Annotated in this window: 8 protein-coding genes and 3 tRNA genes; 2 read left to right on the top strand and 9 right to left on the bottom strand. The window is 36.5% G+C overall.

Annotation, left to right across the window (positions count from 1 at the left end):
- Positions 1-203: 203 nt before the first annotated feature.
- From FLV_RS04970 to FLV_RS04960, 3 genes are all read right to left on the bottom strand, one after another.
- A tRNA-Leu gene (locus tag FLV_RS04970) sits at positions 204-286 on the bottom strand.
- 42 nt (positions 287-328) lie between these two features.
- Positions 329-401: transfer RNA gene (locus tag FLV_RS04965), tRNA-Lys, on the bottom strand.
- Between the two features lie 40 nt (positions 402-441).
- Positions 442-514, bottom strand: a tRNA-Lys gene (locus tag FLV_RS04960).
- A gap of 126 nt (positions 515-640) precedes the next feature.
- Here FLV_RS04960 and FLV_RS04955 point away from each other — a divergent pair.
- Positions 641-1159, top strand: a complete 519-nt coding sequence (locus FLV_RS04955) for a shikimate kinase (RefSeq protein WP_243231378.1) — start codon at positions 641-643, stop codon at positions 1157-1159.
- On the opposite strand, the gene FLV_RS04950 is transcribed toward FLV_RS04955, so the two are convergent.
- Both FLV_RS04950 and FLV_RS04945 read right to left on the bottom strand, forming a co-directional pair.
- Positions 1151-1651, bottom strand: coding sequence for a phosphoribosyltransferase family protein (locus FLV_RS04950; RefSeq protein ID WP_243231375.1), 501 nt, complete (start codon positions 1649-1651; stop codon positions 1151-1153). The genes FLV_RS04955 and FLV_RS04950 overlap by 9 nt on opposite strands.
- Before the next feature lie 152 nt (positions 1652-1803).
- The gene (locus tag FLV_RS04945) at positions 1804-2193 is read right to left on the bottom strand and encodes an RNA-binding S4 domain-containing protein (RefSeq protein ID WP_243231373.1); all 390 of its coding nucleotides are present in this window, start codon (positions 2191-2193) and stop codon (positions 1804-1806) included.
- Positions 2194-2272: 79 nt separating this feature from the next.
- Here FLV_RS04945 and FLV_RS04940 point away from each other — a divergent pair, with 79 nt between their 5' ends.
- Positions 2273-3493 carry an FKBP-type peptidyl-prolyl cis-trans isomerase gene (locus FLV_RS04940; protein WP_243231371.1) on the top strand — a complete coding sequence of 407 codons (1221 nt, stop codon included), beginning with the start codon at positions 2273-2275 and terminating at the stop codon, positions 3491-3493.
- Positions 3494-3960: 467 nt separating this feature from the next.
- Here FLV_RS04940 and FLV_RS04935 read toward each other — a convergent pair whose 3' ends face one another.
- The 4 genes from FLV_RS04935 to FLV_RS04920 form a co-directional block, all read right to left on the bottom strand.
- The gene (locus FLV_RS04935; RefSeq protein ID WP_243231368.1) at positions 3961-4515 is read right to left on the bottom strand and encodes an REP-associated tyrosine transposase; all 555 of its coding nucleotides are present in this window, start codon (positions 4513-4515) and stop codon (positions 3961-3963) included.
- Between the two features lie 403 nt (positions 4516-4918).
- On the bottom strand, positions 4919-5428 hold the full coding sequence (locus FLV_RS04930; RefSeq protein ID WP_243231361.1) for a hypothetical protein: 510 nt from the start codon (positions 5426-5428) through the stop codon (positions 4919-4921).
- Positions 5429-5635: 207 nt separating this feature from the next.
- Positions 5636-7075 carry a TolC family protein gene (locus FLV_RS04925; RefSeq protein ID WP_243231359.1) on the bottom strand — a complete coding sequence of 480 codons (1440 nt, stop codon included), beginning with the start codon at positions 7073-7075 and terminating at the stop codon, positions 5636-5638.
- The gene (locus tag FLV_RS04920) at positions 7068-10235 is read right to left on the bottom strand and encodes an efflux RND transporter permease subunit (protein WP_243231358.1); all 3168 of its coding nucleotides are present in this window, start codon (positions 10233-10235) and stop codon (positions 7068-7070) included. The genes FLV_RS04925 and FLV_RS04920 overlap by 8 nt, the downstream gene beginning before the upstream one ends.
- Positions 10236-10301 lie beyond the last annotated feature (66 nt).

Genomic DNA, 10301 nt, shown 5'->3' with positions numbered 1-10301 from the left:
TTTCAATGCAAAAATAAAAGCTTTTAGAGCCCAGTTCAGAGGCGTAAGGAATGTAGAGTTTTTCCTTTTTAGGTTAACTAATATTTATGCCTAAATTTTATCAATCCACAGGTTTTTGCATTGATCCAAAATAAAGACACAATTTTCAAACCATAAAAAAAGCCCGAGAATATAAGGATTCTCAGGCTTTTTGTTTTTTGAAGTGACCATGGAGGGATTTGAACCCTCACGCCCTTGCGAACACCACCCCCTCAAGATGGCGAGTCTACCGTTTCTCCACATGGCCTTAAATAAAAAAAGGTCAAGTAAATTAATACTCGACCTTTTGTGACCCGACTGGGGCTCGAACCCAGGACCCCATCATTAAAAGTGATGTGCTCTACCGACTGAGCTATCGAGTCATTGCTTTCAAGAGACTTAATTTGTTAATCACAAAATTTGTGACCCGACTGGGGCTCGAACCCAGGACCCCATCATTAAAAGTGATGTGCTCTACCGACTGAGCTATCGAGTCATTATGTCTCTTGAATGCGGGTGCAAATATAAGGAGTTTATTTTATTATTTGCAAGCATTTTTATTATAAATTTGTCTTTTTTTAATCAAAATTTACAACACCTTCGTTTATAAGGTTTTATTACAATGAAAAAAATCATCTTATTAGGTTACATGGGTTGCGGAAAGTCAACAATTGCCCAAAATTTATCAAAAACTACCAATATTCCGTTTCTTGATTTAGACAAATGCATCGAAAAAAGAGCAAATTTATCCATAAATGAAATTTTTGAACAACATGGTGAAGTCTTTTTTCGAAAATTAGAGCATGAAATGTTTGTAGAATTACTTCAATCTTCAGAAAATAGTATAATTGGTTTAGGTGGCGGAACACCCTGTTATGCCAATAATCATGAATTATTAAAAAGAGATGATGTTACCTCGGTTTATTTAAAGGCTTCTATAGACACTTTATATGACAGACTGGTGCATAATAAAAGTAAGCGCCCTTTAATTGCCAATATGAATGAGGAAGAAATGAGAGAGTTTATTGCGAAACATTTATTCGACAGAAGCTTTTATTACAACCATGCGCAGCATAAAGTTTCTGTCGATGATAAAACTGTAGAGGAAACAGTTCAGGATATTCTTGAAATATTAGCTTAAAGAAGCATAATTGCCTCCATTTTCGTCAAAAACAACCTTAACATGTTCTAACAAGGATGTAGATAGCGAAATTCCTTTAAAATCCGCTTTTACAGGGTATTTTTTGTGATTTCTGTCAACCAGCACTGCCGTTTTGAATTTCTTTAAAGGAACATCCAGGAAATGACGAACGGCATAGATTAATGTAGTTCCTGAATTTAAAACATCATCAACCAATACCAAACCTTTGTTTTCATATTCTGATACAGCCAAAGAAGTCTGTATAGGTAATTGAGGATTTTGTTTGTCTACAATAACTTCGCACAAAGAAATCTTAAGTGTCGATATGCTGCTTAAAGCTAAAGCAATTTTTTCGGCAAAAACAGATCCGTTGGTCGCTATTCCGGCAATTACAACTTCATCTTCGTCAACAAAAGTCTCATAAATTTGATAGGCGATACGTTTTATTTTATGTTCAATTTCCTGATTGGTTAAGATGATATTATGACTCATGATTTATTTTTTTGCTAAAGTACAAATTTTAAATTCCAATTTATAAAAGGAAATTCCAAGTTTTTTAAATCCCAAATTCCAATTACAGAACTCAGGTTTGTTGAGGTTTTAGTTTTTTTTGAATTTGGATTTTGGATTTTTTATATTGGATTTTAACTTTCATCTTCCTCGTCAAAAATTTCATTCCCGTACTCATCAATATCCCTTCTGTCTTTTTTTGTTGGCCTTCCGGTTCCGCTTTTGCGATAGTGTTCTTTGGACAGTTTTAACAGTTCTAAATGAGCGTAAGCTTCCGGAGGGGTTTCATTCTTTCTGTAAATATCAACCAATTTTGCCCCAACACGGCTCTCGGGAATATCCAGAACTGTTATAATCTGTGTAATCTGATCTTTTCTAAATGTAATTCTGTCTGTAGGAAAAACTTCTTTAGAAGGTTTTGCAACCTGACCATTTACGGTGACATGGTTCTTTTTACAGGCTTCGGTAACCATATTTCTGGTCTTATAATATCGAACACACCAGAGGTATTTATCTATTCGCATAATTTTTCTAAAATCGGAGTTAAATTCTTTACAAAAATAAATCAATATTGTATCTTGCGCACCTAAAAAATTAACAATAATGAATAAATTTAAATATTTTTTTATTTTACTGATAGCTTCTACCGCTTTGGTTTCCTGTAATAAAAATGATGATAATGATGATATAACAGTAGAGCCGCTTAGAGATTATGGAACACAGTACAAAACTGACAATGATAATATTGAAGATTATTTAAAAACATATTCTATTACAGTAATTAATAGTCCCGGCAATCAGGAAGATCAGGATGTTACTATTACTAAGATTACAGATCCGGCAAACCAGCCTTCTATCATGTCGTATCTTAACAGCCCTACTTTCCCTAAGCTTTTAACAAGAAATGTTAATTTATATGGTGTTGATTACAAAATGTATTATTTGGTATTAAGAGAAGGCACCGGAACTTCGCCTATGAATACGGATGGTGTTTTAGCTGCTTACAAAGGAGAATATTTAACACGCGTTGAAGCTACTACTACTGAACCTGTAGTACCGGCTCACTTAACAACAACTTTATTTGAGGAAATTAAATTTCCTCAAGCCGATAAAAACTTAGTAGATTTATATCGCGCAGTGGTAGGCTGGGCTGAAATTTTTCCACAATTTAAGACTGGAACCAGTACGGCACAAACAGATGGAACTATAAAACATGAGAATTTTGGTGCAGGAGTAATGTTCATCCCTTCAGGATTAGGGTATTATACAGGATACAATTCTATACCAGCATACAGACCTTTAATTTTTAGTTTTAAATTATATGATGTCCAAAGATTAGATCATGATGGAGATCAGATATTAGATATTAATGAGGATCTAAATAGTGATGGCTATATATATGATTATCGTAGTACAACTTTATATCCTAATCCACCAGTAAATCCAGATGACACAGACAAAGATGGTATTCCGGACTTTATCGATATAGATGATGACGGTGACGGCTATGCAACTCGTTTAGAAATTACAAAGCCAGCCGGAGAGGTTGGAGGTAATTTTGGACCTAGTAGTTACTACCCTTTCGAAGCATTTACCGTTTTAGATGATCCATCAACGCCTTATATAAATGAAGCATTAAATAGTGAGGATAAAGGTATTCCTGCATTTTTAAGAACAGTGTTAGTACCAGATCCTACAGATCCTACAGGGGTAAAAAAAATAACTGTAAATGAATATGATTATACTACTGCCGGGAGACTTAAAATACACCTTGATAAAGATCACAACACAACCAAAGTTACTACAGTAACGGCAAAACGTTAGTTGATACAAAATATAAAAACACAAAAACCTCGAAATTGATTTCGAGGTTTTTTTTATAAAAAAAATCTTACCAAAGCCAGTTGAGGTTATTTAATTATCAATTAAGGATATTTACCCCACGTATGTGGCTCCAAATACCACCGAACACGTTCCGAACCCATAATTATACCCTAAACACCCTCAAATTTGTGGTTCGAAACCCCAATTTACACCTCTTTTCCTCTAACGATGTTCCCTTGAACCTCATCGTTAAGATTCATAACCACATCAACGCAGCTTAGAACCGCAAAAGACCGTATTTAAATAAAACAAAAAAACCTCCCGAAAATTTTTACTTTCCAGGAGGTTCTCATCTACAATCAATAACCTAACAATAATTATTTCCAGCCGCCGATCCTCTGGTGCTCGTTTGCAACGAGTACCTAATTACTTCAAACACTAACAGAAGCGTTTGCAACGCGGGTCATTTACCACAAGGGTTCAATTGAAACATTACAAAAAACAGCATTATCGTCTTCATAATTTCTGTAACTACTATTTACATAATCACGTTCGTGAAAAACTACCTGAGCCTCTACTGGATTATAATGTATGTATTTTACTCTTTGTTCAATTTTTTCTAATGTATCAAGTATAACCGGATGAAAACCATCTTGCCAAAGTTTATAGTTTTTTGCTCTTCCGGTTGTTATTGCTTCAAAGCTAAATTTCCGCAAAAGCCATTCACGCCTGCTTTCCGGATGCTCTTTTATAGCTTCGACTATTTTTTTTGAGGTAAACTTTTTAAAATCACGAACAATATTTGGCAATTCTCCATCGGGTGCAGTGACAATTAAATGAATATGACTACTCATATACACATAAGCGTGAACACTTAACCCCTTTTCTTTGATACAATAATTTAATGATTCGTCTAAAATATCACAATAAACAGGTCTTATAAATAGATCTACCCAGTCTACTACTGTTATCGTTATAAAAGTGGGAACTGTACTGTCTATTACTTTGTACTTTTCTGACATTGTTTATTGTTTCAGATACATTTTTTCGTTTGTTATTACTTTTGTCTTAGTTAGCCGCGTCGCAAACGCTACCACCATTCTTTTAATTTATGTAGATACTCGTTGTAAACGAGCACCAGAGATCGATATTTCGTTTGTTATGACTGTTTGTATTAGTTAACCGCGTTGCAAACGCTACCATCATCCTTTTAATTTATGTAGGTACTCGTTACAAACGAGCACCAGATTGAGTAGGAACTGTACTGTCTATTACTTTGTACTTTTCTGACATTGTTTATTGTTTCAGATACATTTTCGTTTGTTATGACTTTTGTCTTAGTTAGCCGCGTTGCAAACACTACCATCATTCTTTTAATTTATGTAGGTACTCGTTGCAAACGAGCACCAGATTTATTGCTTAGAATTATATTTTATTATTGTTTATAGTATTCATAAAAACAAAGTCTTCCTTACCTGATTTCATTCCCATCATTTTATGACCGTCTTTAAAAAAAATATTAATTTTTTCATTATTATCTGATGTATATACATAAGAATCCATTCCTTTTAAAACACCTAAACTTACTTTATCAGTTAAATTGTATTCATAAGTTTTTCCATCAGGCATATCGATAATTATTTGTAATTCATCGTTTTTTCCACTAACAAAAAGCACGTTTGTTTCTGCTTTAATAACATTCCCTTTTGAATAGATGTAATAATATACTTCAAAAAGCTCATCTGGTGTTGGTTCTTCTTCCAATCTTTGTTGATTTTTGTATTGTGTTAAAGTATCAGCTTCATATGAATATTGTTCTGAATTTGTGTCGTATTCATAAGTCGGTTCTTTAGTAGCTGTAGTTATTTCTTTTTTACCACAAGAATAGAAACCTATTAATATTACTGAAAACAATATATTTACTTTTTTAATCATACTTAAAATTTAATTATTTACAAAACGTCCTACAATACCCATTTTAGAGAGCTTTGTATAATAAATCATACTAGAATTAATTTCAGCTAATATAATAATCTTATTATTACAAAATCCTTTCAATCACCAAATCATCCACAAAAAAAACCTCCCGAAAATTTTTACTTTCCAGGAGGTTCTCATCTACAATCAATAACCTAACAATAATTATTTCCAGCCGCCGCCTAAATCTTTGTAGACATAAACCGCTGCGTTGAGCTGTTCTTTTTTGGTATCTATCAATTCCAGTTTTGATTCTAAAGCATCACGCTGTGTCATCAAAACTTCGAAATAATCTACCCTTGCTGATTTAAACAAGTCATTTGAAACTTCGATCGATTTATTTAAAGCGTCCACCTGCTGTGATTTCAAATCGTAGCTTTTCTGTAAATTATCGATTTTAGAAAGCTGATTCGAAACTTCCAGATACGCATTCAAAATCGTACGGTCGTAATTGTACAAAGCCTGAAGCTGTCTGGCATTGGCACTTGAAAACTCGGCTTTGATAGCGTTTCTGTTAATCAGTGGTGCTGCTAGGTCTCCTGCGAGCGAGTACAAAATAGATTCGGGAAACGTAAATAAATAAGACGGTTTAAAGGCCTGCACACCAAAAGCTGCCGAAATATCAAGCGAAGGATAGAATTCGGCACGGGCTACTTTTACATCTAATTTGGCTGCCACCAGTTCTAATTCGGCTTGCTTAACATCCGGGCGGTTCATCAGTAACTGAGACGGAATTCCGGAGTTTACTTCTGCAGGCAATAAGGTCAAAAAGTTACTGTTGGTTCTCTTTACTTCCTGCGGATATCTTCCCAATAAGAAATTGATTTTATTCTCGTTCTCCTTAATTTTCTGAAGAATATCAAACTCTAAACTTTTTGAAGTCAAAACCTCAGCCTGAAATTTCTGAACACCAAGTTCTGTAGCTCTGGCTGCCTGTTTCTGAATCTTTACGATTTCTAAAGCATTGGTCTGCAATTCTATGGTTTGTTTTACAATATCCAGCTGACTGTCTAAAGCCAATAATTCGTAATAGGAATCGGCTACCTCAGCAATTAGGTTGGTAATCACGAAGTTTTTGCCTTCTACAGTTGCCAGATAACGGTTTACTGCCGCTTTTTTAGAATTGCGCAGTTTTTTCCAGATATCCACTTCCCAGTTGGCGTAAGCAGCAATAGTAAAATCACCCAGCGGATCCGGAGTTTCTATACCCGGTTTTATTTCTGTAGTAGCATCACCCGCACCCTGACTGGTGTAGCGTCCTACTTTTTCTACTCCTGCTCCGGCACGTACACCAACAGACGGTAGTAAAAGGCCTTTTTTAACACGGATATCATTTTTTGCAATTTCTATTTCCTGCAGCGTAATGTTCAATTCCTGATTGTTTTTTAAGGCTGCATCAATTAAGTCAATCAGATTTTGATCCTTAAAAAATGTTCTCCATTTCATGGAAGCCGTATTGACTGTGTCGAGGGTTTTCCCTGTTGCAAAAGATTCCGGAACGGGTGCACTTGCAGTTGAAGTCTCGGCTACAGGGGCTTTACACCCCACTGCAGCAAGACAAAGACTTAACGCAATACTATATTGATATGCTTTGAATTTATACATGATTATTGTCAATTTCTTCAGTTAATGGATTTTCTTCTTCATGTTTCACTAGCTTATATTTTTCGGCAATTCTACCAAAAATGTAATACAGTCCAGGGATCACAAATACTCCGCAAATAGTTCCGATAAGCATCCCTCCTGCCGCTGCCGTACCAATGGTTCTGTTTCCAATTTTACCCGGACCGGTGGCAAAAGCAAGCGGTAATAATCCAGCGATAAAAGCAAACGAAGTCATCAAAATAGGACGGAACCTTGCTTTAGAACCTTCCATAGCGGCTTCCAAAACTGATTTTCCTGCAGCATGCCTTTGAATAGCAAACTCTACAATCAGTACAGCATTTTTACCTAATAGACCAATAAGCATTACCATGGCAACCTGAGCATAAATGTTGTTTTCTAATCCGGTTAATTTCAACAGAAGGAAAGCGCCAAAAATACCCGCCGGCAGTGAAAGAATTACAGATAATGGTAAAATGAAACTTTCGTATTGCGCTGCTAAAACCAAATAAACGAATCCTAAACAAATTAAGAATACCCAGATAGCCTGATTGCCCTGCGCTACCTCATCGGCAGAAATTCCTGCCCAGTCAATATCATAACCTCTTGGCAGTTTTTTCGCAGCCACTTCCTGAATCACCTTAATTGCAGTTCCTGAACTGTATCCCATCGCAGGACCACCACTGATTTCAGTTGAAGTGTACATATTGTGTCTTGTAATTTCTGAAAGACCGTACACTTTTTCCAGTTTCATAAAGGCAGAAAAAGGTACCATTTCGTCACGGTCATTTTTTACATACAATTTCAGAATATCATCCGGCTGAGCACGATATTCAGGTGCAGCCTGAACGATTACCTTATAGTTGATTCCGTATTTAATGAAACTGATTTCGTAGTTACTTCCCACAAGTGTTGATAAAGTATTCATCGCATTTTCGATCGAAACTCCTTTTTGCTGTGCCAGATCATTATCGACTTTCATCATGTACTGAGGAAAGCTCGCACTAAAGAAACTGAATACGTTTGTTAATTCAGGACGTTTGTTCAGTTCCTCAACAAACTCTTTATTCACTTCTTCCAGTTTTTTGAAATCACTTGTACCGGTTTTATCCAGTAAACGAAGCTCAAAACCTCCAGCTGCTCCATATCCCGGAACTGCCGGTGGCTGGAAAAATTCGATATTGGCTCCCGGAATGTCTTTCGACTTTTCTTCGAGTTCAATCATAATTTCCTGAACAGATTGCTTTCTGTCGTTCCAGTCTTTCAGGTTGATCAGACAGGTTCCTGCGTTTGCTCCCGTACCTTCTGTCAAAATTTCGTAACCTGCCAGTGACGAAACCGATTTTACGCCTTCTATTCCTTCTGCTATTTTTTGTAACTGCTCTGCAATATTATTTGTTCTTTCCAAAGAGGAACCTGGTGGAGTCTGAATAATAGCATAAAACATTCCCTGATCCTCATTCGGGATAAATCCGGAAGGAACCGTGCTGCTGATTAACCATGTTCCGGCACAAAAACCTAAAAGTGCCACAACCGTAACGACTCTTCTGTTTACAATTTTTGCCAGTACATTTTGGTATTTACCCTGAGCCAGATTAAACTTATTATTAAAACCATCGATGAATCTGTTCACCGGTGTTTTCTTCTTCGGTTTACCGTGATTGTTTTTCAGCATCATCGCACAAAGCGCCGGAGTTAAAGTCAGGGCCACGATACCCGAAAGTATAATTGCAGTTGCCATCGTAATCGAGAACTGTCGGTAGAAAACTCCAACAGGACCAGACATAAACGCAACCGGAATAAATACTGCCGCCATTAAAAAAGTGATTGCAATAATGGCCCCCGCAATTTCATGCATCGCTTTCTTTGTTGCTTTAAATGGCGACAGATGTTCTTCTTCCATCTTGGCGTGGACGGCTTCGATCACTACAATCGCATCATCGACGACGACTCCAATTGCTAATACCAATGCGAATAATGTAATTAAGTTAAGTGAAATATCGAAGAAAGTCATAAATACAAAGGTCCCCACCAACGAAACCGGTACCGCAATGGCCGGAATGACTGTAGAACGCCAGTCTCCTAAGAAAAGGAACACGACCAAGCCTACCAGAATAAAGGCTTCAACCAAAGTGTGAATTACTTTTTCGATAGAAGCATCAAGAAATTTAGAAACGTCATACGAGATTTCGTAATCCATTCCTTTTGGGAATTTCGTTTTAAGTTTTTCCAGTTTGGCTTTTACATCTTCAATCACCTGATTGGCGTTACTTCCAAAAGATTGTTTCAATACGATTGCTGCAGATGGTTTTCCGTTCAGATTTGAATAAATATCATACATAGAACTTCCAAATTCAATATTGGCAATATCTTTTAAACGTAAAAGTTCTCCATTAGGATTGGCACGAACTACGATATTTCCGTATTGCTCTTTGGTTGTAAAACGTCCCGAATATTTCAAAACATATTCGAATGCCTGGGAACGCTTACCGGAACTCTCTCCTGTTTTACCAGGCGAAGCTTCCAGACTCTGACTTGATAATGCCTCCATTACCTCTTCGGCAGAAATTTTATACGCCAGCATTCGGTCCGGTTTCAGCCAGATACGCATGGCATATTCACGTGTTCCTAAAATATCTCCGGATCCTACACCGTTTACCCTTTTCAGTTCTGACAATATATTGATATCTGCATAATTGTAAAGAAACTTCATGTCGGTATTTTTATCCGTACTGAAAAGATTCACATACATCAGCATACTCGGAACCTCACGAGTAATCTTTACCCCTTCTCTAACCACCAGTGGAGGAAGTTTATTGGTAACCGAAGCCACACGATTCTGAACATTAACGGCAGCCTGATTCGGATCTGTACCCAAGTTGAATACTACCTGAATACTGGCTTCACCATCGTTCCCGGCATCTGAAGTCATATATTTCATTCCCGGAACACCGTTTAAGGCTCTTTCCAGCGGAATAATAACCGATTTGATCATCAACTCTCCATTCGATCCCGGATAATCTGCTGTAATGTTAACCATCGGAGGAGAAATCGAAGGGAATTGGGTAATCGGTAAACTTATTACCGACAATATCCCTAAAAAGACAATGACAAGCGATATTACAATCGACAGTACAGGTCTTTGTATAAATTTATTAAACATCTGTTTCTTTTTTTAATGATTGGACTAAAGAGAAAGTTTAAAATTTGTTTCAGGTTTCAAGTTTCA

Source organism: Flavobacterium pectinovorum (assembly GCF_022802975.1).
Classification (GTDB): Bacteria; Bacteroidota; Bacteroidia; order Flavobacteriales; family Flavobacteriaceae; genus Flavobacterium; species Flavobacterium pectinovorum_B.
This window is presented reverse-complemented; position numbering and strand designations above follow the sequence as displayed.

Coding starts and splice junctions, on each gene's coding strand:
- FLV_RS04955 (WP_243231378.1), top strand. CDS start 641: ATGAAAAAAATCATCTTATTAGGTTACATGGGTTGCGGAAAGTCAACA.
- FLV_RS04950 (WP_243231375.1), bottom strand. CDS start 1,651: ATGAGTCATAATATCATCTTAACCAATCAGGAAATTGAACATAAAATA.
- FLV_RS04945 (WP_243231373.1), bottom strand. CDS start 2,193: ATGCGAATAGATAAATACCTCTGGTGTGTTCGATATTATAAGACCAGA.
- FLV_RS04940 (WP_243231371.1), top strand. CDS start 2,273: ATGAATAAATTTAAATATTTTTTTATTTTACTGATAGCTTCTACCGCT.
- FLV_RS04935 (WP_243231368.1), bottom strand. CDS start 4,515: ATGTCAGAAAAGTACAAAGTAATAGACAGTACAGTTCCCACTTTTATA.
- FLV_RS04930 (WP_243231361.1), bottom strand. CDS start 5,428: ATGATTAAAAAAGTAAATATATTGTTTTCAGTAATATTAATAGGTTTC.
- FLV_RS04925 (WP_243231359.1), bottom strand. CDS start 7,075: ATGTATAAATTCAAAGCATATCAATATAGTATTGCGTTAAGTCTTTGT.
- FLV_RS04920 (WP_243231358.1), bottom strand. CDS start 10,235: ATGTTTAATAAATTTATACAAAGACCTGTACTGTCGATTGTAATATCG.